General features: G+C 34.8%; 26 protein-coding genes and 1 pseudogene. 9 read left to right on the top strand and 18 right to left on the bottom strand.

Annotation, left to right across the window (positions count from 1 at the left end; all coding sequences use genetic code 11):
- Positions 1-70 precede the first annotated feature (70 nt).
- The 4 genes from DES48_RS01685 to DES48_RS01700 all read left to right on the top strand — a co-directional run bounded on the left by DES48_RS01685 (position 71) and on the right by DES48_RS01700 (position 3,411).
- Positions 71-1,207 carry a glycosyltransferase family 4 protein gene (locus DES48_RS01685; protein ID WP_079709638.1) on the top strand — a complete coding sequence of 379 codons (1,137 nt, stop codon included), beginning with the start codon at positions 71-73 and terminating at the stop codon, positions 1,205-1,207.
- A gap of 324 nt (positions 1,208-1,531) precedes the next feature.
- On the top strand, positions 1,532-1,915 hold the full coding sequence (locus DES48_RS01690) for a GntR family transcriptional regulator (RefSeq protein WP_113866321.1): 384 nt from the start codon (positions 1,532-1,534) through the stop codon (positions 1,913-1,915).
- Positions 1,908-2,789 carry an ABC transporter ATP-binding protein gene (locus DES48_RS01695; protein WP_113866323.1) on the top strand — a complete coding sequence of 294 codons (882 nt, stop codon included), beginning with the start codon at positions 1,908-1,910 and terminating at the stop codon, positions 2,787-2,789. Before DES48_RS01690 ends, DES48_RS01695 begins: the two co-directional genes overlap by 8 nt.
- A complete protein-coding gene (locus tag DES48_RS01700) occupies positions 2,770-3,411 on the top strand; it encodes an ABC-2 transporter permease (RefSeq protein WP_113866325.1) in 642 nt (213 codons plus the stop codon). The genes DES48_RS01695 and DES48_RS01700 overlap by 20 nt, the downstream gene beginning before the upstream one ends.
- Positions 3,412-3,706: 295 nt before the next feature.
- On the opposite strand, the gene DES48_RS01705 is transcribed toward DES48_RS01700, so the two are convergent.
- The 3 genes from DES48_RS01705 to DES48_RS01710 form a co-directional block, all read right to left on the bottom strand.
- On the bottom strand, positions 3,707-4,051 hold the full coding sequence (locus DES48_RS01705) for a four-helix bundle copper-binding protein (protein WP_113866327.1): 345 nt from the start codon (positions 4,049-4,051) through the stop codon (positions 3,707-3,709).
- A gap of 504 nt (positions 4,052-4,555) precedes the next feature.
- Complete coding sequence (locus DES48_RS15835; protein ID WP_170126144.1) at positions 4,556-4,708, bottom strand: hypothetical protein; 153 nt, start codon at positions 4,706-4,708, stop codon at positions 4,556-4,558.
- A gap of 14 nt (positions 4,709-4,722) precedes the next feature.
- Positions 4,723-4,968 carry a hypothetical protein gene (locus DES48_RS01710; RefSeq protein WP_113866329.1) on the bottom strand — a complete coding sequence of 82 codons (246 nt, stop codon included), beginning with the start codon at positions 4,966-4,968 and terminating at the stop codon, positions 4,723-4,725.
- A gap of 132 nt (positions 4,969-5,100) precedes the next feature.
- Between DES48_RS01710 and DES48_RS01715 the strand changes: the two genes are divergently transcribed.
- The 3 genes from DES48_RS01715 to DES48_RS01725 all read left to right on the top strand — a co-directional run bounded on the left by DES48_RS01715 (position 5,101) and on the right by DES48_RS01725 (position 7,820).
- A complete protein-coding gene (locus DES48_RS01715) occupies positions 5,101-5,799 on the top strand; it encodes a response regulator transcription factor (protein ID WP_113866331.1) in 699 nt (232 codons plus the stop codon).
- Positions 5,792-7,162 carry a sensor histidine kinase gene (locus DES48_RS01720; protein ID WP_113866333.1) on the top strand — a complete coding sequence of 457 codons (1,371 nt, stop codon included), beginning with the start codon at positions 5,792-5,794 and terminating at the stop codon, positions 7,160-7,162. The genes DES48_RS01715 and DES48_RS01720 overlap by 8 nt, the downstream gene beginning before the upstream one ends.
- Before the next feature lie 124 nt (positions 7,163-7,286).
- The gene (locus DES48_RS01725; RefSeq protein WP_113866335.1) at positions 7,287-7,820 is read left to right on the top strand and encodes a CueP family metal-binding protein; all 534 of its coding nucleotides are present in this window, start codon (positions 7,287-7,289) and stop codon (positions 7,818-7,820) included.
- 886 nt (positions 7,821-8,706) lie between these two features.
- Here the strand turns inward: DES48_RS01725 and DES48_RS16130 are convergent.
- From DES48_RS16130 to DES48_RS01775, 10 genes and pseudogenes are all read right to left on the bottom strand, one after another.
- Positions 8,707-8,808, bottom strand: coding sequence for a putative holin-like toxin (locus tag DES48_RS16130; protein WP_342769919.1), 102 nt, complete (start codon positions 8,806-8,808; stop codon positions 8,707-8,709).
- Positions 8,809-9,056: 248 nt separating this feature from the next.
- Positions 9,057-9,794, bottom strand: a complete 738-nt coding sequence (locus DES48_RS01735) for a Cof-type HAD-IIB family hydrolase (RefSeq protein WP_113866339.1) — start codon at positions 9,792-9,794, stop codon at positions 9,057-9,059.
- Between the two features lie 365 nt (positions 9,795-10,159).
- A complete protein-coding gene (locus tag DES48_RS01740) occupies positions 10,160-10,483 on the bottom strand; it encodes an SdpI family protein (protein WP_113866341.1) in 324 nt (107 codons plus the stop codon).
- Between the two features lie 71 nt (positions 10,484-10,554).
- Positions 10,555-10,869 (bottom strand): sporulation delaying protein family toxin, encoded by a 315-nt coding sequence (locus DES48_RS16660; RefSeq protein WP_484216268.1) that lies wholly within the window; start codon positions 10,867-10,869, stop codon positions 10,555-10,557.
- 236 nt (positions 10,870-11,105) lie between these two features.
- Entirely contained in the window at positions 11,106-11,876 is a 771-nt protein-coding gene (locus DES48_RS01750; RefSeq protein WP_079709629.1) for a DeoR/GlpR family DNA-binding transcription regulator, read from the bottom strand.
- 117 nt (positions 11,877-11,993) lie between these two features.
- Positions 11,994-12,290: pseudogene (locus DES48_RS01755) on the bottom strand (Ig-like domain-containing protein); the annotation flags it as partial.
- Between the two features lie 677 nt (positions 12,291-12,967).
- On the bottom strand, positions 12,968-14,041 hold the full coding sequence (locus DES48_RS01760) for a TM2 domain-containing protein (protein WP_113866345.1): 1,074 nt from the start codon (positions 14,039-14,041) through the stop codon (positions 12,968-12,970).
- Positions 14,038-14,466, bottom strand: a complete 429-nt coding sequence (locus DES48_RS01765) for an anti-sigma factor (protein ID WP_113866347.1) — start codon at positions 14,464-14,466, stop codon at positions 14,038-14,040. Before DES48_RS01765 ends, DES48_RS01760 begins: the two co-directional genes overlap by 4 nt.
- Complete coding sequence (locus DES48_RS01770; protein ID WP_170126145.1) at positions 14,466-14,990, bottom strand: RNA polymerase sigma factor; 525 nt, start codon at positions 14,988-14,990, stop codon at positions 14,466-14,468. Before DES48_RS01770 ends, DES48_RS01765 begins: the two co-directional genes overlap by 1 nt.
- 136 nt (positions 14,991-15,126) lie before the next feature.
- The gene (locus DES48_RS01775) at positions 15,127-15,465 is read right to left on the bottom strand and encodes a hypothetical protein (protein ID WP_079709624.1); all 339 of its coding nucleotides are present in this window, start codon (positions 15,463-15,465) and stop codon (positions 15,127-15,129) included.
- A gap of 227 nt (positions 15,466-15,692) precedes the next feature.
- Between DES48_RS01775 and DES48_RS01780 the strand changes: the two genes are divergently transcribed.
- Positions 15,693-16,979, top strand: a complete 1,287-nt coding sequence (locus DES48_RS01780) for a hydroxymethylglutaryl-CoA reductase, degradative (protein WP_113866351.1) — start codon at positions 15,693-15,695, stop codon at positions 16,977-16,979.
- Positions 16,980-17,030: 51 nt separating this feature from the next.
- Here DES48_RS01780 and DES48_RS01785 read toward each other — a convergent pair whose 3' ends face one another.
- Positions 17,031-18,203 carry a hydroxymethylglutaryl-CoA synthase gene (locus tag DES48_RS01785; RefSeq protein WP_079709622.1) on the bottom strand — a complete coding sequence of 391 codons (1,173 nt, stop codon included), beginning with the start codon at positions 18,201-18,203 and terminating at the stop codon, positions 17,031-17,033.
- Positions 18,204-18,430: 227 nt separating this feature from the next.
- On the opposite strand from DES48_RS01785, the gene DES48_RS01790 reads away from it, so the two are divergent.
- A complete protein-coding gene (locus DES48_RS01790; RefSeq protein ID WP_113866353.1) occupies positions 18,431-19,603 on the top strand; it encodes an acetyl-CoA C-acetyltransferase in 1,173 nt (390 codons plus the stop codon).
- 150 nt (positions 19,604-19,753) lie between these two features.
- Here DES48_RS01790 and DES48_RS01795 read toward each other — a convergent pair whose 3' ends face one another.
- From DES48_RS01795 to DES48_RS01810, 4 genes are all read right to left on the bottom strand, one after another.
- Entirely contained in the window at positions 19,754-20,002 is a 249-nt protein-coding gene (locus tag DES48_RS01795; protein ID WP_147232374.1) for an MFS transporter, read from the bottom strand.
- Between the two features lie 68 nt (positions 20,003-20,070).
- Positions 20,071-21,018, bottom strand: a complete 948-nt coding sequence (locus tag DES48_RS01800; protein WP_113866357.1) for an MFS transporter — start codon at positions 21,016-21,018, stop codon at positions 20,071-20,073.
- A 267-nt stretch (positions 21,019-21,285) separates the two neighbouring features.
- The gene (locus tag DES48_RS01805; RefSeq protein WP_113866359.1) at positions 21,286-22,092 is read right to left on the bottom strand and encodes a YitT family protein; all 807 of its coding nucleotides are present in this window, start codon (positions 22,090-22,092) and stop codon (positions 21,286-21,288) included.
- A gap of 255 nt (positions 22,093-22,347) precedes the next feature.
- A complete protein-coding gene (locus DES48_RS01810; protein ID WP_211318461.1) occupies positions 22,348-24,942 on the bottom strand; it encodes a heavy metal translocating P-type ATPase in 2,595 nt (864 codons plus the stop codon).

A 24,942-nucleotide genomic window follows, 5' to 3' on the forward strand; every position in this document is an offset into this window, starting at 1 on the left:
TATTTTTGTTTTGAGATACTTTATAATAGTGTACGAAGTAGGAATGTTGTCGGAAAAGGAGCATTTTGTTTTGAAAATAGTTATTATTACAGAAACCTTTCTACCATCTATTGATGGAGTTGTAACAAGGTTAACTGCTGCAATCAAACATTTACGCCAATTAAATCATGAAGTGGTCGTTATCGCTCCAGATCTAGGTGAAGTAACACTAGAAGGAGTGACAATTGAGCGCGTGAAAGCAACTAAATTGCCATTTTATCGCTACCGGTCATTTGCATTACCACAAAGAAAAGTGAAGGATCTAATAGCCAAACATGATCCTGATTTAGTCCATGTCGTTAACCCGGCACTAGTTGGGGCAACTGGAGTTTATTATGCAAAGAAGTTAGGCTATCCATTAATTGCGTCTTATCATACACATGTACCAAAATATTTAGATTTCTATAAATTATACCGTCCGCTTAAACCGATATTTTGGCATTATTTTAGAAAATTACATAATATGGCACAAGTAAACTTGTGTACATCCAAAGCTATTCAGGATGAGTTGATCGAAAAAAATTTCCATAACGTTCATTTATGGAAAAGAGGAGTAGATATTGATAAATACCACCCGAATAATGCAACCGATTCAATGCGCAAGCGTTTATCTAACGGGAATCCAGACAAGAAATTATTACTTTTTGTAGGAAGATTAGCACCTGAAAAAGAAATCTACAAATTAAAACCATTACTTGAAAACCGTGATGATGTGCGATTAGCAATTGTTGGTGATGGTCCTTCTCGTCAAGAATTAGAGAACACTTTTGCAGGTACTGACACAGTGTTTACTGGATTTTTGCAAGGAAAAGAACTTGCTGAAGCATTCGCTTCAAGTGATGCCCTTGTATTTCCATCTATTACAGAGACACTAGGTTTAGTCATCCTTGAGGCAATGGCAGCAGGTTTACCAGTTATCGCTGCCAAAAGTGGTCCCACCATGGAGCAAGTGGCCAATGAAAAAAATGGTTTGCTCTTTGAAAACGGAAATACAGCAAGTATGATCCAAGCCATTGAAAAGTTAGAAGATGAGGACCTTTATCAGAAATTATCTCGAAATGCACGTATCGAAGCGGAAAAATTCAGTTGGTCTGAACCTTCACAACAACTAGTTGATTTTTATGATGATTTATTACATGTCCAAGTAGAACATAAGTTAGTCCAATAAAGGGAATTCTGTCTCACTATGTGCAAGCGAGGATTAGGGGACAGAATTTTTGTGTGTATTAACATTTAATTGGTGATTATTTTTTCTTGTTAGTATCTCTTTTAAAGGGGAGATTCAGGAAATTGCAGATTTACAACGTTAAGAAAATTTTTATATTAAAAACCTAAATTCTCAAAATAAATGCTGAGAATTTAGGTTTTTGTTCATTACTCCATTAAAGTACCATTTAAGTGCATTAGTTCACATTGACAAAGTAGTGCCTTAAGTGTATAGTGTGTATTATCAAGATACACACTATACACTTAAGGCAGGAAAAATAATAATATGAAGATATTGATTTCAAACACATCCGATAACCCTTTGTACCAGCAAATCAAAGAACAAATCAAAGATGCTATTTTTAACGGGGAGATTAGTGAGGGGGATCCACTCCCATCCATTCGAAATTTTGCCCATGACTTAAAGGTAAGTGTTCTTACTATTCGTCGCGTTTATGATGAATTAGAAGAAGAAGGGTTTATAACAAGGCAAGTGGGTATTGGTACTTTTGTCTCTACCGGTAATCTTGAGTTGATTCGAGACTCTAAACGCCATCTAGTTGAGCAAATAATGGAAGAGTTAATTCAAACCGCAAAGACATTGAAAATTACGAAAGAAGAGCTAAATGAAATGATGAATATTCTATATGAGGAGGATGGACATGAGTAACATTTTAGAAGTAACAGGGCTAAACAAATCTTATGGGGATTTTTCTCTTTCTGATATTAGCTTTTCCTTAGAGGAGGATTGCATTACAGGGTTTATTGGTGTCAATGGAGCAGGGAAAACAACTACTATACGGACAATACTTGGACTTGTAACAAGAGCCTCAGGCACGATTAAATTCTTTAGGAAGGATATGAACAAATATGAACAGGAATTAAAGGATCGTATTGGAATTGTTTTGGACGACGGAGGCTTTTATGATGAATTGTCAATGGCAGAAATGACAAGCATTATCTCCCCTGCATATTCAAGATGGAGTGAACAAGACTATAAAACTTTTATGGAACGCTTTTCCTTAAACCCACGCCAAAAGATTGCCACCTTATCAAAGGGGATGCGCATGAAATACTCATTGACTTTAGCACTTTCCCATCAGGCAGACTTACTGATAATGGATGAACCTACAAGTGGATTAGACCCCTTAATCCGAAGTCAACTTATGGAAATCTTGAAGGATTATATGAAGCAAGGAGGTAAAGGGGTTTTCTTTTCGACGCATATCACTTCTGATTTAGATAAAGTTGCAGATATGCTAATTCTCATCAACAATGGCAGGATTTTATTTGAGGAAGACAAGGATATGCTAATTGATACTCACCGTTTGATAAAAGGCGATATAAAAGGTTTAAATGATGAAACCAGAAACCTGTTCTTAAATATCCAAGAAACAGAATTTGGTTTTTCGGGTATCACCAATCAACTGTCGAAGGTCCAAAAAAACATGCATGACATTCTGATTGAAAGACCTACAATTGAAGATATTATGCTTGGATACATGGAAGAGGAGGCAAAGAATAATGTTATTACATCTCATTAAAAAAGATATTCTCCTTGTTAAGAAATACTTACTATTTACGTTGCTTGCGGTAAGTGCTATCCCACTATTTATTATGGTTCGCATCCCTGAATTTTTGGGTCTCAATGCCTTTCTAATTTCAGTGATTTTTGCAGAATTTATGCTCTATCAGTATGTATCAATGGCAGAAATGAAATACCCTAAAGCCACCGCGTTACTATGTAGTACACCATACCCTCGCAGCATGCTTATAAAGGCAAGATATGCTTTTCTTCTTTTTATTTTTGCCTACTGCTATGTAGCATATACCGTATTAGCACTGTTCGTGTCTAAAGTTGAATATCTTACCCCGATAAGTATACTTACTGTTCTGTTGATTTCGACAATATTATTTGGCGTATATACACCCATACAGTATAAATTAGGTTATGAAAGAACAAAGTATTTCTTCTCCATTGTTATTGTAGCAACGCCATTTATCTTGCCAGCACTATCAAACGTAGATATTAGACTCGATTTTAGTGAACTATATGCAATATCTATGTTAGCCAAATGTTTGATACTGATTGCGGCTGTAATCACTGTTTTTGCTATCTCCTTGATTGTATCCATTAAGATTTATGCAAAAAAAGATTTATTATAACTGTTATAGAAATATATCAAAAAAGGAGGAAAGAAAGTATGATCACTTTTCCCACACCAATCGTGATACTTCTTGTATTATTTCCTTTTGTTTATTTTGGGTATAAATTTTATAGAAATCATAGAAAATAGTTAACTTGAGAAATCAAAGTTACCACTTGTATATGACTACTGCCTTTTTCTTTTTGTAAAGGAATCGAAAAAGACGCGGATTAGCTAGGTAAAGTGGCTGGAAAAGAGTAATATGAAAAGTCCTCACTTTCAATTGAAAGTGAGGACATGGTTTAGGTATGTGTTTAAGATGCCATTTGTTTACAAGCCTTTGCGCATTCACGACATATTTTAGCGCATTCTTGACAATGTTTGTCTTTAAACATTTCGCATTCTTTCGCACATGCTTCACAGATAGAGGCACATAGTTGACAGTGTTGTTTTGAAAGATTACTTTGCCGAGACATCATTGCCGCTGATTGAAAACAAACTTCAGTACAATCTGTAAGTGTTTTCACACACATAGTTCGTTCTTTTATATCTTGCTCATATAAACAAGCAGCAAAACATTCATTACACGCGCGAGCACATTTTAGACACTCTTCAATACATTTATCCATCGTTGTTGGTGATGTTGTTAATACGCCCATACATAACCTCCTCACTTTAAATATTCTGTATTAGTTTTATAAGATTATCGTTTTTTATTCAGTTACAGCGTATCTATTTTTATCCTGTCCAATAAGTATTAGCTTTTATTACATAGAGAAAAAGAGCTGGGACAAAGCTAATTTTTAACTACAGTACACGAATGATTGATGAGAGCTTAACCATCGCAACTGGAAATACACTCGCGTTCTGCGTGCACGGCCTCGGGCACACAGGACGTGGGTCAGTTAGACGTTGTCACAGGACGTGGCGGTTTTCGTCTAACTTCTAGCCGCTTTACCAAGTGGATCTTCGGCTCGTGGGACTGCGATTACTCGCCCCATCGAAAACATACGCTGTTCCCGCTAGAGTCTCGTATATTTCTAGTACTTAGTTATGTTTTCTAACTAAAACGAACGATGGATAAAATAAGTTATCCATCGTTCGTTTATCAGGTATTTTAATTCACTTTTGTCCTAGCCTCCATATTTAAACAAAATCTATTATCATTTCTTATTATGAAAATGTTTTAAAGCTAACTTAGTGGCATAATAAACAACCACTCCAATGGCGATAAGGTTAATAATCCAACCTAAAAGTCCAAACCCTGTCATTCCTGAACCATATCCATTCATCATGCCTCCATAACCGCCCATCATGGTTAACCCTCCTACTAATAATTATTTATCATTCCTTGATAGTTGTAATTTTTCATATATCCATCTTTACCGTGACAATAATTGAACATCTCTTTCTGTTCTTGTGTAGATAAATTTGGGTGAATTTGATCTATATGAGGCCTCATCTGGTCAAATTTAAAGGGAACATTGCCGCTTTCGTTTGCATTAGCGTACACATAAGTGCCAGCTCCACCTATAATCACCACGCCAACGATAACACTCATTACTAATTTTTTCATTGTTATTTCAACTCCTTTCTACGAACACTATACCCGTAGCTTTTGTGTTTCTTATGGTGAACTTGTGTAGAAGTTGTGAAGATTATTCATTAAAAGTTAACTAATGCTATTATTAATAATGAGGTGATTGTTATGACGACCATACTTGTTATCGATGATGAGCAAGCCATTATTGAAGTTCTTGAGGCCTATTTTGAGAAGGAAGGTTGGAAAGTAGCTTCAGCAGCAAATGGAGTGGAGGCGCTCAAAAAAATAAAGCAACTAAACCCAGACATTGTTGTATTAGATTTAATGTTACCTGATATCTCCGGCGAAGAAGTATGCCGTTTAACAAGAAATGAAAGTGATGTACCAATTATTATGCTCACAGCTAAATCAGCAGAAGATGATCTCATTAATGGGATTGTGATCGGAGCAGATGATTATGTGATAAAACCATTTAGTCCTAGAGAAGTTGTCGTAAGAGTAAAAGCATTATTACGAAGGATAAAGAAAGCTGCTAATAAAGATTTGCTTCAATTCGACAATGAACAGTTAGTAATTGATCAAGTAAAAAAAGAAGTGAAGCTAAAAGGGGAAGTTATCACATTAACACCAAATGAGTACAGAATACTTGTGACGTTGTCTTCCTATCCAGGGCGAGTCTATAGCAGAGTAGATTTACTAGAAATAATTCAAGAAGATCTTGCTTATTTTGATGGATATGAGCGAAGTATTGACACACATATCAAAAATCTTAGAAAGAAAATAGAAATCGATTCACGTAATCCCCGATTCATTGAGACTGTATTTGGAATGGGGTATAAATTTGGGAGAGAGCTAGATGCATAAAACTTTACGAAATAAAATTTTATTTTATCTATTAGTTGTTTCTTTCTGTGGCATTTTTCTGGCCAGTTTTACCATATTATTTGGTGTGCAAAATCATTTTTCAACGTATGTACAAAATGATAGAGAAAAAAATATTGAGCTCATTGAACAAGCGTTGATAACTAGCTATCAAACGTATGGAAATTTAACCGGGGATAACTTGAGTGAGTTGTTACATGACCAAGCCATGACAGAGAATTTATATTATAAAATCCTTGATGAACAAGGTGAAGTTATTCTTAACACGACCACAATGATAGGTATGATGGGCATGATGCATGGGAAGCATTCGCAAAAAATCGAACAGGGCTATGAATCATCTATAACTAATTTAAACTATCGCAGTAAACAAATCGGTCAATTAGAAGTTTTCTATCCAGTAGAGTTTGTTGGAGAGAACTTTACATTTGTTAAATCAATTCAAAGAAACATTGTAATAGCAATTATCATCACAGTCATACTATCCATTGTCTTTAGTTTGTTTTTTTCAAGACGACTTACCACTGGATTTAACCAACTATCTAATGCGATTGAACGATTACAAAAGCACAGAGACCAAGCAAAAGTTCCAGTAGAGAAGCTCACACCTGAATTTAGAAAACTAGGTGAATCTTTTAATCAACTTACCGATTCACTTGTTACAGAAGATAATCTTCGTAAACAGTTTACAGCAGACTTTGCTCATGAACTAAGAACACCAATTGCAACGCTTAGAAGTCAAATAGAAGCGTTTCAAGATGGAATTTGGGAACCAACGCCCAAAAGGTTAGAGCAAAGTCATCATGAATTAATGCGTCTAGTAAGGCTGGTAAATGAATTAGAGAAGCTTATCGCAGCTGAAAATCCACAAATTAAATTAAATAAAACAACAATTGATGCTGATCAACTGATTGCGCAAATAACCAATCAATTATCTACACTATTTAAAGAAAAAAAAGTACAATTATTTGTTAATAAAACAGACGGTGGTTCTGCTTTCGTTGGTGATCATGACAAAGTCGTTCAAATCATAACAAATGTTTTAAAAAATGCGCTTAATTATACGCCAGAGCAAGGTAAGGTATGGATAACGGTTAAAAATGAAGCAGATTTTCTTGGTTTTGTTATACAAGACCAAGGTACAGGCATTCGCCAAGAGGATATTCCGCATTTATTTGAGCGATTTTATCGAGGAGACAAATCCCGAAATAGAAAAACAGGTGGGATTGGAATTGGTCTCTCAATTGTAAAAGCTTTAGTGGATGCTCACCATGGCAACATTAACATAGTAAGCGAACTGAATGTTGGTACAACTGTAACCATATGGATTCCTAAAAATGAATAAATTAAAGATAGTTCTAAGTAAAGGAAAATTTTATATAAATAGCGAATACTAGAGTGTATAGCAAATTGTCCTTAGAGATGTTATAAATTATAAAAATAATGATCATACAGGAGTGAAACGTTAAATGAAAATAAAATTCTTTCTGTCTATTTTAATTATTTCTATGGTAATAGTTGGTTGCGAACAAGCTGATTCAAGTAAAGAAAATTCATTGAATGGAACAAAAGATCAAGATATCAAAGATTTAGTTAGTGAATACAGTTCAGGTACTGTAAGTGCAGATTCTGCTTCAATTACACCTGAGCAGTTGATTATCAAAAATAACAAGAAGGAGTTCGTTTATGATGTCAGTAATGAAGACTTTTTCATTTCTATTGCACCTTACATCAATCAAACACATCCGTGTACAAATCATAGTTTGACAGGTTGTCAAGGAGAATTAGTTAATGAAACTTTCCAAGTATATATAAAAGATAATGATGGGAATGTGTTAGTAAATAAACAAATGAAATCACAGAAGAATGGCTTTTTTGATTTATGGCTACCACGAGACAAAACATATCAAGTTAAAATTGAACAAAATGGGAAGGTTGCTGAATCAGAAATTTCAACTTATAATACGGACGGAACTTGTATAACAACGATGCAATTAATCTAATGGTAATCAAGAAACAAACTATAAGCAAAACTTAGATATTCTGACACGAAAAGTGGACTTTTACAAAACAGATTAAACGATCAAAAAATGAAGTTTATTTTGTATCCTAATACTTAGTGAACGTAATAAACATCTAAGTGGTAACCAATAGCAAAGTCTGAACACTTAGATGTTTCTATAGATTTAAATATAAAAATGTAGTGTTAGTGATTCAATAAGTTAAAAACATTGGCATAGACATATAATATATAAAATAATTCAATTTAAAATAACTTTAAAATTTATTTTGTCTCACTATCATAAGTATACTTGATTTATGAGACTGTTTTTTTGATTTATCTGTCACTTCCGATAATATATATTATGTAAACAAGAAAATTGAGTATAACAATAAATAATGCCAGATCCCTGATTCCGAGAGTAATCATTACCACCCTAACTTTTTTATGCAAGATATTGACGTAGATCCATGAAAATTACTTTTTTCTCCTTTATATCTAAGATTCCAGATATTATCGCTATAGCTCCACCTATAAAGATCAAATATACAGTTATATAGGGATATCAAGAGTCAGAATAAGTAAACTAACCACGGGGGTAAGAAGTCAATTACCTTTATTAGTAGTCCCCCACCCAAACAGTGTCAGGTACTACAAAATACAGTTGATTGCATTTGTATGTGTGAGATGAATAGAGAATAGCTACTCTGCCTAATTCAAGGAATTATTGTGACTTCTTTTGATTTATATGCTATAATTTGATTAGGAAAAGTAAATAATAACCCGTAGTGGTCACTACGGGTTATAGATAAGCTGTTCCCCCAGAGGGATCGGCTAACTATAGCGTTAGACCTCTCCTAATTACTTATCAGGGCAAATAGGGAGGTCTATTTTCTATTGATCAAAGAAATGATCAAAGCGAGTAATGCAACCAAGAAAGTGCCAAAGCTAGACAGCACAACAAAACTTTCGTACATACTCATAGGCATCACCCCCTTTCATTGAGGGGATTAGCCGACCTTGCCCTAAAAGAAAGCGTTATCCACATCTATTATAACATAATTACGTCGAACATACATTCCTGATCTATAACATAACAACCATCGTAATTTTACCATTATTAATCCTAATTATAAGTAACGCACCCGTTTAAGTGGAATAATTTAAATTTCTTAATTCTAACCACAAGACTAATCATTGCTTTTATAATCGGATATGAATTATTAGTTTCCTTTTATTAAAAATGCTCTTGCAAAGTATGTTTTAGACCATTCTCATCATTACTCAAAGTGACCTCATCAGCGATCACTTTCACCTCTTCTGGTGCATTCCCCATCGCAACCCCTAAACCTGCGTATTTTAACATATCCATATCATTAAAATTATCTCCAATGGCCATGATTTCCTGTTTTGTAATGCCATAAAGGTTCTCTAACTTTTTAATAGCATTAGACTTTGAAGCGTTACCTGACATAATTTCTAAATAGGTATCCTTTGACTTATAAATCGTTAAATTAGGAAATTTATCTTTTAATATTGATTCAAGTTGATTAATTATTTGTGTTTCCCCCATACACAAACATTTATGAATATCATGGTTTTCTTCAATGAATAAAGGGAGTTGACGATGTATAGGAGACGCATTTGTAATTTCTTGTTCTTGTAAAACCCATTCATTTTGACTATCACTAACCACCCATTGGTCATGACTATATAAGCTAAAATTAATAGGTGAAAGTTTATTGACTATTTTATAAATTTCTTGTACATCTGTTTGCACTATGCTTGTGCTATCAATGGTTGTCTTTTCTCCGTTGCCATTATCTGAACTTAGAATCAAAGCACCACTATAGCATATTAAGTGAATATTATTATTCGCAACTTTTAAAATTGCCTTTTTAGTTTCTTCTGTAATTTGGTGATTTGAATTTAATAAAGTTCCATCAATATCGCTAAAAATAGCTTTAAGTGTCATGTTTTATTGTCCCCCTTCATTTTAATTAATCATTAATTTTCTTAAAGGGTATTATTACACTTCCCCTCGAAAAGGTGGAATAAGATGTCCCAAATAATTCTTAAGTAAGAAGAGCACTTTTTTACATTAAAGTCCCGTTAGATCAAGAAGTCTACAACCTTGAAATAACCCTTGCACAGTCGTTAAATAACCGAGAACTAAGAAAAGTATATATTAAAAAATGTCTATTATAACAGATAAGTAGATTAACAATAGAAAGCATATAGAAAAACCTATTGTAGATCTTTATCTTCATAATAATCATTTTTAAGATTTTATTTACATGAAAAAAGAAGGGAGCAAACAATCCTTCTTTTTTCATTCCGTTAAGATCGCTCAATTTGAATAAGTTTTCTCTTTGTTAGAACGAAAACCAGTAGGAAAGAAAGGACTCCCCACCCTAATTCAAAAAACAAGTAATATTCTTTGCTGTAAGTAACAAACATCAATCCTATACCAATTAAAATATTAAGTATTCCCACTATGCTTAATAATTTTGCGGAGTATTTTTGAGCAAAATCCCATAGTTTTTGGTTTTTCTTAGACCTTTTAGTTCGATAGCCATATAGGCTGTTAATATTGTGGGGACTAGAAGTCCTTAGAACAATACTTGCCATCAGAGTACCCAAACCAGTGATAAATACTAACATTCTTATCTCCTTCTATCTAAGATAGTTTATCTAAAACATAGGCAACTGCTTTTTCTGGTTCCTCCGCAGAGTTAACCCCAGGTCCCGGCGGCTAGATAAACAACATCGCCTCCTACCGCAGCATATGTCACACCAACATATTGATGTGCAACAACAACTACTGCAGCTCCCCAAACGGCCACAACCCCACACTGAGGAATCACTTCACCTGACTCAGTGAGCTCATAATCACTTTTTTCAAAGAATTGGTTTAAATGCTTAGAAATCACTTTGAGATCCTCCATAGTTGCGTTTGAATCTTTTGAAAGAATTGATATCTTTAAATTTTCCAATGAACTTGGATCTTCTGATTCAATATAACTACTAAATTCTTTAATGAACTGTATTTCTTCCTTGCATGTATTCTATCCCTGAAAATGTTTCTGTACTAGCATTCACTGGGTTATTAGTGTCAAGCAGCAATTCATCTAGCGGATTGCTGCTTTTGCTTATTCCATCTTTTCGAGGGGATATGCAAAAGCACCCTTAAAGTATTCTCTGACTTCTTTCCAGTCTTTTACACGTCACAAAATACGTTGTAGTTAGTAATCACTCCGTCCATATCTACCGCTGTACGTGACATCTAGTTTTCAACTCCCTCTCTTACTAACTCTATTTGAACTCCATGATTATTTAATAATTCAATAAAGTTACCTGGGGGCTCTTTATCTGTAATTAAAGTATCAACATCTAAAAAAGACATGGCTTTATAGTAACTTGTATGATTAAACTTTTCATAATCAGCTAGTAGAAAGACTTGTTTTGCACGTTTAGATACAATTTTTTTAATATAAGCATCTTCCTCATCGGCATAGTAGATCCCATCACTTGAAATACCTGCTGATCCCAAAAATACTTTATCGAAGCAAATATCATTTAATTGTGAAATCATCTCAGGACCATAAAAAAATCTATTTTTTTGATTGAAATTTCCTCCAAGAATGTTTAGTTCTACAAATTCTTTCGTTGACAACATTTCTGCATTATCAAGTGAATGAGTATAGAGAATCGAACTTGCTTTTAGATGCTCGCAAAGGAACTTTATTGTTGTGGAAACATCAAGAAAACAAAGGTCTCCATCCATGATGTATGTTGAAGCTTCTTTTCCTATTTGGTACTTCTGTTTTGAAGCAGTGGTTAAACGTTCTTTATATGCTTTTATTTCTTCCTTAAAGTGAGGCAATGCAATGCCACCATGCGTTCTTATTGCAGTTTCTTCTTCAACTAATTTGATAATATCTCTTCGAGCGGTATCTCTTGAAATATCGAGCATGCTACAAATTTCTTGGTTTGAGACTTGATTATGTGTTTTGAGATAATCTAGTATTTTTAACAAACGTTCTTCTTGATACATTAGGAAACACCTGCCTTTATTCATTCATTATAAATGTTTATATGTACTTTGTTAAGTATTTTTAAGTTTTATATTATTTTTTTAAGTGTTTTTAAGTATTTACCTTTTTGTAAATAACTAATTAAATGTTTCATGGAGATACAAAGATAATACAAAAGGCACAGATCCAAACACTGGAAATGCGCCCAATGTGCTTTCTTCATCTACCAGGGTTTCATCATCATTCTCAGGTTCTTCACTTCCCTGTTTATCTTCCTGTACCGTTACTTTAGTGGTTGTAATAAATCCTCCATCTACAGTTGTTACGGTAATGACAGCATCCCCTGGTGAAATACCAGTTACCGTTCCGTCCATAGTTACTGTAGCTATTTCAGGATTATTGGTAGTCCATAATACGTCTTTATTAGCCGCATACTTGGCATAACTGTTACATTTAGTTTTGTATCTTCTCCTTCTGTTAACATAACACTTTCTTGGTCAACTACCTCATTTGTAACGTTATTTTCATTGCCTGGATTTATTACCTCCACCGGTTGCGTTATTTAGCAAATTATCATACTCATACTCTACTTGTGTAATTGGCATCATGTGCATAGAGCCAATGATTAGCTGCTTTACTGGTACGAAATGTCGTTTCAATCGTAAATGTTTCATCATCTATCTATTGGGTAGCTCTACATATTCGCTGGTATTTCCAGAAAACTGAAGTACTTTATCGTCTTCTTCTTCGTAAAATCTTCTGTTTTCAAGCCTACTATACTAACGGTAGCTCCATCGTTATTTCCACCATAAACAATCAACCCTTTGTTGCCTTCTTTTGTTCCTGGAATTGGTTCAAATTGAAAGCCGTTTTCTATAATATCATCAGCATCATCAAAGATATTCGTCTCCTTTTCATAATAAACTTTGTAATTTACTTCTGATTTTGTAACCTGTATAACGTTTCTCCAGCTTGGATAAAACTCGTATCGATCGTTGGAAAAGACTCATCAATAACAAAAAACCCCACCGTAAAAGAAATGGAGTTTTAATTTAATTAAATTATGCACGACCAACTAGTCCGTTAAACTGGGTATATATCCAAATTGATATTAGCCATCAGTCGATTTCTTTTTCGATCCAGACAATAATTTAATACCAGCAACGATTAGTAACACGCAGACAATGGTAACTTGAAAATAATCATAGTAATAATGATACAAATCAATACCAAATGCATAGCTTACATACTCTGATAGCTCTGGTAAAAGTACGGAAGTAGATACGTAATAAAATCCTAACAATACTAGCCCAGTTCCTATCCATTTTTGGTAATTTGCTAGATAGGTAACAATCGGTATATCTTCAAGAATATCGTATTCTGAGCGATTTGCTAATTGTAACGCATCAAAAAAACTAAAAAACCAGATGATCGGAATAATGAATAGGAAGATCGATAATTGTAAAGCATCCAAAATAAAGATTGACAATAAAAATCCTGCCATGAGTTGTAAACCGCGTTTTTGTAATCCGAGATACATGTGTCCTGCCCCGGGAAAAATAGATAATGCGATGACTAAAATTTTGCTTTTCTTCCCAATTTCACGATATTGGTCAAAGTCATCAATAATCGTTTTGTCTTCTAATGTCTCCCCAGCTTGCTTTTTATTTAACAAGTTAATGGAATCAAAAATACTGTAAATCCAAATGATTGGTAAAGCAAATAAAAAAATTAAAAATACGGAACTAGTTAACACACTTACAAATAACACCATCGTAATAATGCCAAAAAATGCGGCGGTAAAGGTTAATCCTCTTAATGTTAATCCAAGATAGAATTGTCCCATCCCAGGAATTAAAGATAATAGAATGGTTTTCATCCGTTCATTTTGATTAATAATTTGATCAGCTTGCATTTGAGTTGTTTGGTTCATAGCTGTCCTTGGTGAAATTGTAAGCAAGGTGATAATGATATCCATCATGTTAATAATCCATATCATAGCTGCAATTCCAAAGAACAATACAAATGTTGTATCATACATAATTAGAATCCCAGTTATGCAGCCAAGTCCTCCGGCTACCAGGAAAAAGACTAAATACAGTATACCTCTAACTTTGTGTCCTAAATACAAATGACCAAACCCCGGAAAAAATGCTAGAAAAAATGCTAAAATACGTGACTTCATTCGTCTTGTCCCCCCTTTATCTTATCTAACAAATGGTTTGTTTTATGCATTAATTGCTCTGTTAGTGACGTTCGTTCCATCGCCGCCTGATCGTGTGTCATTGTAATGATTTCTTGAAATGCGCCAGTCAGCATAATAAGGATCGTTAAACCAGCCGCTAACAAATAGTGTGACATTGTTTTGGATGATCGTTTTTGTTGAAGGTTGTACTTTTGAACTGGAATTTGCTTATCGACTTTATCGATTACCTTATCGGTAAAACCTTCTGAAACAGAGTCTTGCACATGATATTGATCTAATAATGAAATATAAGTGCGCATACATGCTTCACAAGCATACATATGGTTTTCTGCTTGTTCTACTTTATCTATATCTAATTCATTATCAATATAAGCTTTTAATTGGTGTCTATCGATATGCTCCATTAAAAGTCTTCCTCCTTCCAATGCGTTTTCATCCATTTCCGAGCCCGGTAAAGTCGCATCTTTACATTTGGTTCTTCTATAGCTAATTTATCAGCTATTTCTTTATAAGAACAATCTTCTAAATAATAATAGTGAACAACTAATTGGAGTTTATCAGGCATACTAGTAATCGATTCTCTAACCCGTCGTCTTACTTCTTTCGTAGTTATTTCCTTTTCAACGTTATTATTATCAGACCATTGATTATCCTCTTCAAAAGTGGAAAGTTCTTCTTTTTTACGCTGCAACTTCCGCTTATAATCAATCGCCTTATGTAAAGCGATACGACTAATCCAAGTTTTAAATCCTTGTGATTGATAGGTGGAGAGCGCATCCATCATCTTAATAAATGTTTCTTGTGCGAGATCTTCTGCATCTTTCTCATTGTGAACCACGCTCATTGTGATACGAAAGACATGATTTTTATACCGTTCAATTAGTATCCGTAGTGCTTGTGTATTGCCAGCTTTAATTTTTTTAATCAATTGTTCATCATGAATAGCGCTCTACCCCCCTTTCCGTTTGGCTCTCCGTACTATAGACGATGGAAACAAAGAAAAGTACTACATATTTTCAAAAAAAAATAGAACCTTTTTAATTTTTATAAAAGATTCTATCGAGTCATTTTCTACGAAAAAGTAGTCGATCAAGGATTACAGATAGTATAGCGATTCCTACGACAAAAACTGTATTACGGAAAGCTTTGGAGAAGGTCATTTCATTACGGAGAATATAACTTTTAATTTCACTCCATGTATACGTATTATTATTGATAAAGGAAAGTTCATTCTCTGATAAATTGGGGTCATTACTAACTAAGACATCATAGTTTTCAAGATAATCGCTATTAAACAGAGGAATATTTCCATAGGCAATACTGATACCAAGTGGTACTAGAATAAAGATAACAAACAGTATGAGTAAGATAATGATGATAAATGGTTTGTTATTTCTTCGCATATTCCTCCCCCCTACCATTAATCATATTCAACTGTATCAAATAATTATGTAAAAATGTTTATGGGTATTTTGGTTTCGTGTATCATTTTCATGCGCTGTCTAAAGTATTGACGCATGATTATTTTATTTCTATCTTTTCTTTTTTAATTTGTGCTAAAATAATGGCAGTCATAAAGATTTTAATTGTTACGCGGTAATTATTTTTATAGAATTCTAGGAGGCTTAGAATGGACAAGCAACATTTAACAAAATTCTATCAGAAAACGAAGCAAGAACGGATAGAAGCATTGGTTTCTGCAGGTCTTATTCACGAAGAAGCTACAACAGCTTTCTCGTCTAAAATACATTTGTCTGATGAAGTTGCGAATCACATGATTGAAAACCAAATTGCCACTTATCAAGTCCCGTTAGGATTGGGGCTAAACTTTTTCATTAATGGAAAAGACTATGCAGTACCAATGGCAACTGAAGAGCCATCTGTGATTGCTGCTGCTAGTTTTGCTGCCAAAACGATTCAACAAGCCGGTGGTTTTAAAACAACGGTAGGAGATCGCGCAATGATTGGGCAAATTGCATTAAAAAATGTAGAAGATATGAACAAGGCTGAAGAAATTATTTTACAGCATGCAGATGCGATTATCGACCTAGCAAATCAAGCACATCCCTCAATTGTGAAACGAGGAGGCGGTGCACGTTCAATTCAAATCAGAAAAATTCAAGCTGATCCAACTTATCAAACACCCGCCTTCTTGGTTATACATATCCACGCGCAAACGCTTGAAGCAATGGGTGCGAATATTATTAATACAATGGTTGAAGCCGTGAAACCTTATCTAGAAAATGTAACAGGTGGTACTGCTTTAATGGGGATATTATCTAACTATGCAACCGAATGTTTAGTTACTGCTACTTGTCGTATTCCTACTAACCAATTAGCAAAAGAACCATACACTGGTGAGCAAGTTCGTGATCGTATAATAGAAGCATGTCAATTTGCGTTAGTTGATCCATATCGTGCAGTAACACATAATAAAGGAATCATGAATGGTATTGATGCCGTTGTGTTAGCAACCGGCAATGATACGCGTGCCATTGAAGCTGGTATCCATGCTTATGCAACCAGAAGTGGACAATATCGTTCCTTAACCAACTGGACAAAAGCGGAAAATGGTGATTTATTAGGAGAAATTACAATACCATTACCTATTGGCACAGTTGGTGGATCAATTTCAATTCATCCTGCTGCTAAATTTTCCATGAAGCTATTAGGAAATCCAGCTGCCAAAGAGTTAGAAGCAATTATTGCCTCCATAGGGTTAGCTCAAAATTTTGCAGCAGTTCGCGCCCTTGTAACCGAAGGAATTCAAAAAGGGCATATGGGATTACAAGCAAAATCACTTGCCATTACTGCTGGCGCAAAAGGTGATCAAATTGAAGTTGTAACTGAACAACTAAAACAAGCACCCAATATGAATTTAGCCACGGCAAAAGCTATTCTTGCACAATTAAATTAAACGCAAACACAAAAAGCCGTTAATCCTGTTTAGATTAACGGCTTTTTATCATTAGTTATTTTTATTAACATATTGACGCATATGATCTTTAATACCAGCGAAACAAATGGTTGCCGGATCTTGTTCAATCGGTAATTCAATATTTTCTGTTCCTGAGGGGATCGTATCTTGGAATGTTTTTTCGTATGCTTCTACGCTTACTTCCGTTCGATTATCTAACATGTTGTCATGTTTTTCTTTATATAATGCTTCTCTATAGTTTGGTTGTAAAATTCCAGTGAAAAATTCCCCTACTGCACCCGAACCATAGCTAAACAAACCGATACGTGAGCCCGCTTCAATCGTCGTATTTAACTCTAATAAAGAGATTAGACTTAGATAAAGGGAGCCTGTATAAATATTCCCTACAATTGCATTATAACGTTTACTAATATCAAAATTAGCTAGCAATCGTTCTCTATCTGCTTCATTTGCCTCTTCTACTACTGATTTTAGTGCTTTCATTCCCATTTTAGTATACGGTAAATGGAATAAGATAGCATCCAAATCGCTCAGTCCAATGTTTGTTTTATCATGATGTGCGTAATAAAGATTTTGGAAAAATTTAATGTACTGATCAACAGAGTATTTTCCTTGAACAAACGCAGTATCTGAATGTAATGGTCGCCAGAAATCCATCACATCTTCTGTTTGATAAACACTCGGACTTTCAATTGTCATAATTTTAGGATCAGCACTTACTACCATAGCAACTGCTCCTGCCCCTTGCGTCACTTCACCAGAAGTTTCTAGTCCATAACGAGAAATATCTGCACCCAAAATCAATACTTTGCTTTCAGGATTAAGCGCGATATGCCCTTTTGCAATCTGAATACCAGCTGTAGCACTGTAACAAGCTTGTTTCACTTCTATGGATCGTACATTTGGCTCTAAATCTAATAATTCATGTATATAAATAGAAGCCGCTTTCGAATGGTCAATCCCTGACTCTGTAGCAAAGATGACATAATCAATCGCTTTTTTATCCTCAGCTGTTAAAATTTCTAACGCCGCATTAGCAGCCAATGAGACAGCATCTTGCGTAATCGGGGTAACTGCCATTTTTTCTTGGCCTATTCCGATCGTAAACTTTCCTGGATCAATATGACGAGCTTTCGCAAGATTTTCTGTTTCGACATACATATTAGGCGTATAAAAGCCGATCTTATCAATTCCTATTTTCAATCTGTTTCACCCTTTTTAAATATGTGTTTGCTTTTCCTATTTTAGATGATTTTGATGTTTTTTGCTATTGAAAAGTGCAAAATTAACCGATTTTCTTTACTAATTAGTATTATTATTGATGCATACCTTTGTATTTCTATATTTTCTTCGTTCCATGTTATACTATAACAGGAAGTACAAACTGCTACTTTTGTAGTAATTGATTAGTTTTAAAGGAGTGCTTAATAATGGAAGAAGTCGTAATTGTAAGTGCAATGCGTACCCCAATCGGTAAATTTGGTGGTAGCTTAAAAAATATATCCGCAAAAGACTTAGGGGTTTATACAGTCAAAGCTGCAATGAAACAAGCGAATATTTCGAATACAGAAGTTGATTCAGTAATATTTGGAAATGTATTGCAAGCAGGATTAGGTCAAAACGTGGCCAGACAAATCTCTGTCCATGCAGGTATTCCATATCATGTGCCAGCCATGACGATTAATGAAGTATGTGGTTCTGGTATGAAGTCTATTATTCTAGGTAGTCAGGCGATTCAACTTGGTGAAGCGGATGTTGTTGTTGCCGGTGGTACAGAAAATATGAGCCAAGCCCCCCATCTTGTTCATGGTTATCGTTGGGACAAGACTTTAGAGGATAAAAAACTAACAGATAGTATGATCCATGATGGCTTAACAGATGCATTTGAGCAGACACATATGGGTGTTACTGCTGAAAATGTAGCAAAAAAATATGGTATTACTCGCGAAGATCAAGATCAATTTGCATTGCAGTCACAACAAAAAGCAAAAGCAGCTTTAGAAAGGAACAGATTTCAAGAAGAAATAGTTCCTATTCCATTAGAAGATGATGAATCCAATGTATTTAAGACTGACGAACACATACGTCCGAATGTAACACTAGAAGATTTACAAAAACTAAAAACGCCATTTATTGAAAACGGTTCAGTTTCTGCAGGGAATGCTTCAGGAATCAACGATTGTGCTGCAGCTGTCGTATTGATGAAAAAATCTACTGCTGAAGCGAAGAATATTCCGTATTTAGCCACTTTGAAGGCATATGCAGAAGTTGGCACAGATCCTTCGCTAATGGGATATGCACCGTATTACTCCACGCAAAAATTATTAGAAAAAACAAGTGTTAATTTGGGAGAAATTGATCTATTCGAATTTAATGAAGCATTCGCAGCTCAGAGTCTTGCTGTTTTGCGAGACTTAGAGATTGATCAGACAAAAGTAAATGTAAATGGTGGCGCTATTGCCCTAGGACACCCAATTGGTGCATCTGGTGCTCGCATTTTAGTAACATTGTTACATGAAATGAAGAAGAGGAATAACCATTATGGGATAGCTTCCCTGTGTGTTGGTGGAGGAATTGGAATTTCTTTGATGGTTGAAATGTAGCGTCATCTATTTTTATAACCTATATCAAAAAAGCTAGATCTAAAATATGATCTAGCTTTTCGCTCTAATCAGATTACATTCTCTGCTATACTAATTGTAACTTTAGCTTCTGGTATCGTCATCTGAAAATTCTCCATACACATTTGAAGTTTATAACTCCGAAGGTTTTTGTTCTGGTTGATAGATCTTTTTAGATGTTGAGAAATGTCTTATGCTAATTAAAAATAGTGTTAGCCCTGCTAAACCGATAGTAGCTCCTATGCCTAAAAATATAAAAGACACATTAACAAATGTAATAAGCCAAGTAACGATAGCAACTCCTAATGGTTGTCCACCCCGTATGATTGTCTGAATAATTCCAAATACCTGTCCCATTAAACTTTGATCAGTCGCAGTCATGATAGCTGTTGTGAAATGAATACTATTAATAGATAGAAAAATCCCTGCTGTAAAAAATTGTATAACATTTATATAAAAAAAGGGGGAAACGAAACTGTTAAAAAGATACATCCAAATAATAAAGTCGATAATGCAACAATAGATACAGCAGAGCTTTTTTTAAACAACTTCAAATTGGCAACCCAGCCTCCAGCTAAAGCTCCCGTTAAAATGGTTGCCATTAATATACCGAAATGATCAGAATTCATGTTTAAACTATCGTGTGTCCATACCGTTATCAACATCTCAATTGAAGCAGAAAACATATTTACTATACACGCTATTAGCAGAATACTTGTCAAAAGTTTATTTTTAAAGACGGATTTAAAACTTGCAGTAAGATTTTCAATGAACCTATTTTTTTTATCAATCTCTTCTTTTTCATTCGTTTTAAGAGCAACAACAGCTTTGTTATCAATAAGATAAATCAATAGAGCGGATACTGTAAATGTTAAGGCATTGAGGAGAATGATTAACTGAAAATCTAATATCGCTATTAAGATACCTCCAACAGCAAAACCAATAATTCCAGTAAGGTTATTAATAACACTAAAATATGAATTAGCTTTTAGATACTTTTCCTTAGGGATAATATCAGGTATGAAGGATTGGGAGGAGATATTAAATAACTGGCCAAGACTTTCAATAAGAAATATAATTAAGGTAATAATAAGCATCGACTGTATCGTAATTTGATTACATAATAATAGAATACATAAGCATAATCTAATTAAATCACTGACCACCATGATACTTCTCTTTGATCTATTATCCGCTATCAATCCAAATAAAAAACCTAAAAATGGTGGTATTAAAATGACGATAGAAATGATACCTAACCAAGTTCTAGAACCACTTTCGGAGTCAATAGCCAACCAAAGAATTGCAGGAAGAAATATGTAGTCACCCATTTGTGAAATAAAACGACTTACTAGCAAAAGGAATATATTCTTATTAATGAAATATTTATCAATCATATAAATCCTCCACCTGTTTAATTACACACCTCTCTGTAATTCAATTTTATACCTAATATTACTTATAATTGTAACTTAATAGTACTAATTAATTTATAAAAAGTTTGACAATTCAGTGAATTTCACATAGACTACAGCTAACGTAGTTCTATTACCAATTTAAGAAGTTTATTGTCATTTTATAAAATAAAAAAGCACCCATAGATAGACGTGTCTAATGTCTATATAATAGGGTGTTTCTCCAATCAAAGCTAGGTACTTTTTCAATTAATTTCTTGCAAATTCTCCATCTACCTCCACTGTTTCATATATGTTAATAAAAGCTTTTTTATCATACTTTCGCACAATTTGTTTAATTTGCATTGTCTCATAACGTGTTACTACCATCATTAAAATTTGTTTTTTTTCTTCTGTATAACCACCATACCCATCCATTAAAGTAATTCCACGATAAATAGAGTCAATAAGCTCTTTACGTATCGCATCCCCTTCTGAAGTAACGATTTGCATTGTTAATTTAATATGATTTGTGTGGATGGTATCAATAACTTTTCCAGTAAGGTAAATGGATAGCATGGTATATAAAGCGATATTCCATCCGAACACTGATCCAGAAAGTAAAACAATTAAACCATTCATTCCTGTGAGTAACATACCGACACTGACATTACTAGACCTTGATAAGATGATAGCGATAATATCCAGACCGCCAGAAGTTCCAGAGTACTTCATAATCAACCCAATGCCAGCACCACCGAACACCCCGCCAAAAATACTTGATAACAAAATATTATCTGCGACAGGGACGACCGGAATAGCATATAAAAATATAGATAAGGAAACAACACAGACAATTGTGTTAATAATGATGGTTTTTCCAAGCTTAATATAACCGATAATTAAAAGCGGTACATTAAGTAAAAAATTTAGTAAACCAATATCAAAAGGTGTTAAGATACCAATCAATATGGCTATCCCGCTCATTCCACTACTCAAAACATCGTAAGGAACGAGAAATAAGTTAAATGCAATTGCTACAATAAATGAACCAATAACGACAATGATGTTTTTCAAACCGATGTATCTATCCTTCCCTAACCATGAGTCTCCATTTTCTTAAGTATTCCCTACTACTGTATAAAAATTAACTTTATATTCAATAAAAGGTAGACTAGCATACTTATTCTCTTTACTAAGCTAAAGTTAGCAAAGTTTTCATCTTACTGTCAATAGCTGTTCTCATTCACGATAAATTCAAATTATTTTTACAAGTCACGCAACAAAAAAAGGTCCTGTTTGATTAGATGCACAAACAAGGACCCAAAAATATTATTTTAATTTAAAAAGACGTAAACTGTTTAAGATCACAAGTAATGCAGCGCCTGTATCACTTAATACAGCTAACCAAAGTGTAAACCACCCAGGAAGAACTAGTACAAGAGCTACAACCTTGATTAGCACGGAGAACCAGACATTTTGTTTAATAATCGTTAATGCTTTCTTACTAAGCTTCATGGTGAAGGGCAGTTTTTCAAGGTTATCGGCCATTAACACCACATCAGCTGTCTCAATTGCTGTGTCTGTTCCAGCTCCACCCATTGCAATTCCTAAATCAGCTGTCGCAAGCGCTGGTGCATCGTTAATGCCATCACCAACCATTGCAGTTTGATAACCTGCCTGCTGCAATTTTTTAATCGAAGTAACCTTATCCTCGGGGAGCAAGTTAGCATAATAACGTGTCATATTCGATTGTTTCGCCATAAATGCAGCTGTTTTTTCATTATCACCCGTCAGCATGACCTTTTCTTTCATGCCGTCATTTTCAAGCTGTTTCATTGCTTTTACTGTCGTCGTGCGAATGGTATCTTCTACACAGATCACACCGAGTATTTCAATATTATTTCCAATAATAACAATAGTTTTCGCTTGTTCTTGCAATTGATCAATTGTTTTTGGAATTGGTTCGACACCCAAATCATTGAATAATTTTCGGTTACCAGCATAATAAGTGGTACCATCTATTGTGGCACTTACGCCTTTACCCACAATGCTTTGAAAGTTCTCTCCTTCTAATATGTTGATTTGTTTTGCTTCCGTATAATCCACAATGGATTTCGCAATCGGATGATTTGAATATGCTTCTAATGTTCGTGCTAATTGTAGTAATGCTGTTTCATCTTTGTGAAACACTTCCACGTCTGAAACTGTTGGTTTACCAGCTGTAATTGTCCCCGTTTTATCAAAAGCAATGGCTGTAATTGTGCCCGCTTTTTCCAAGAACGCACCACCTTTGATTAACACACCATTTTTGGCTGCATTTCCAATTGCGGCCACAATCGCCACTGGGGTTGAAATAACCAATGCACACGGACAGGCGATAACTAACAGTTCAAGACCTCGATAAAACCATTCTCCCCATGTCCCAAGCTGCACTAGTGGGGGAAGTACCATAATAATCAATGCAACAACAAACACGATGGGCGTATAAATAGAAGCGAATTTATCAATAAAAGCTTGCGAAGGCGCCTGTTTGCCTTGCGCGTCCTCCACCATTTCAATGATTTTCGCTATCGTGGTATCTTGTGCTAGTTTGGTGACTTCTATTTCCAATGTTCCATGTCCATTAACTGTACCAGCAAAAACGTCATCTGTTACTGTTTTATCAACTGGAATTGATTCCCCCGTTATGGACGCTTGGTTAACACTTGATTCCCCTTTGACAATCTCGCCATCAAGCGGAATTCGATCCCCGGGTTTGACAAGGATAATATCAGATATAGTAACCGCTTCTACAGATACTTTTACAATATCCTGTCCGCGCTTAACCAATGCTTCTAGAGGAGCTAACTCCATCAATTCTTTTACTGAATTTCGAGTACGATCTATCGACTTTATTTGAAGTAAAGCACCTAAAGAGAAGAGCCAGACAACAAGTGCTCCTTCTAACCATTCCCCAATTAAAGCCGCCCCAATAGCAGCGACGGACATTAATACGTTCATATCCAAAGCCCGACTCTTTACAGCGAAATAAGCACTTTTTACTGGTTTATATCCGCTAATTACCATCCCTGCTCCATAAAATACGTTTGAGATGGTAGATGGAACACCTATGAAGGATAATCCAACACCAGTTCCAAGAAGCAATCCTGAAATAATTACAAACATCGCACTTAAATCAATTAATTTAGCAGGAGCAGTATTTCCTCGAGCTCGTTTAGAAGCTAAAGTAGCATTATAACCAGCCTTTTTAACTTCACTAATAATAGTTTCCTGATCTGTTGAGTGACTAATATCCATTTTACTTGTAGAGAAATTGACGGTTACTTGTTGGACGTTAGGAATTGTACGCATATGCTTCTCAATTGTTTTTGCACATGCCCCACAATCCATACCTTCAACAAAATAGATCTCCCCTTTATCCTTATGCGAACCAATCTCTTCTGCCTTATAACCAAGTTTAGCAACCTTTCGTGGTATTTCTTGGATAACAGCTTGATTTTTTGCGGCAACGTTCATCTTTGCAGTGCCAAACTGTACTTCTACTGTCTGCACAGCTTCCATGTTTGCTACAGACTTTTCAATTGTTTTCGCACATGCACCACAATCCATTCCAGAGACGGTGTACTGTACTCGATAAAAGTCAATTGCTTCATTAGTATGGTGTTTTATTGCTTCTTCATTTGATTGCTCCTTAGCTACTGAACAAAAAGAATCGCTATGATTCGTGCAACTCGAGTCATAGGAGTCTGAATCATCATTTGTTTCACTTTCGCAACAATCTAATTTCTCCTCTGATTGATTGGAAGGTGTTGTAGTTGCTACTGTAGAAGTTTGCAAACCAGCCGTCTGTTTTGTATGGTTACAGCAACTATTTGCTTGAATCTGGTTACTATTGCAACAAGTATTATTTTTCATTTTTTGCAT

This window comes from Paraliobacillus ryukyuensis, from assembly GCF_003315295.1.
GTDB classification, from domain to species: Bacteria; Bacillota; Bacilli; order Bacillales; family Amphibacillaceae; genus Paraliobacillus; species Paraliobacillus ryukyuensis.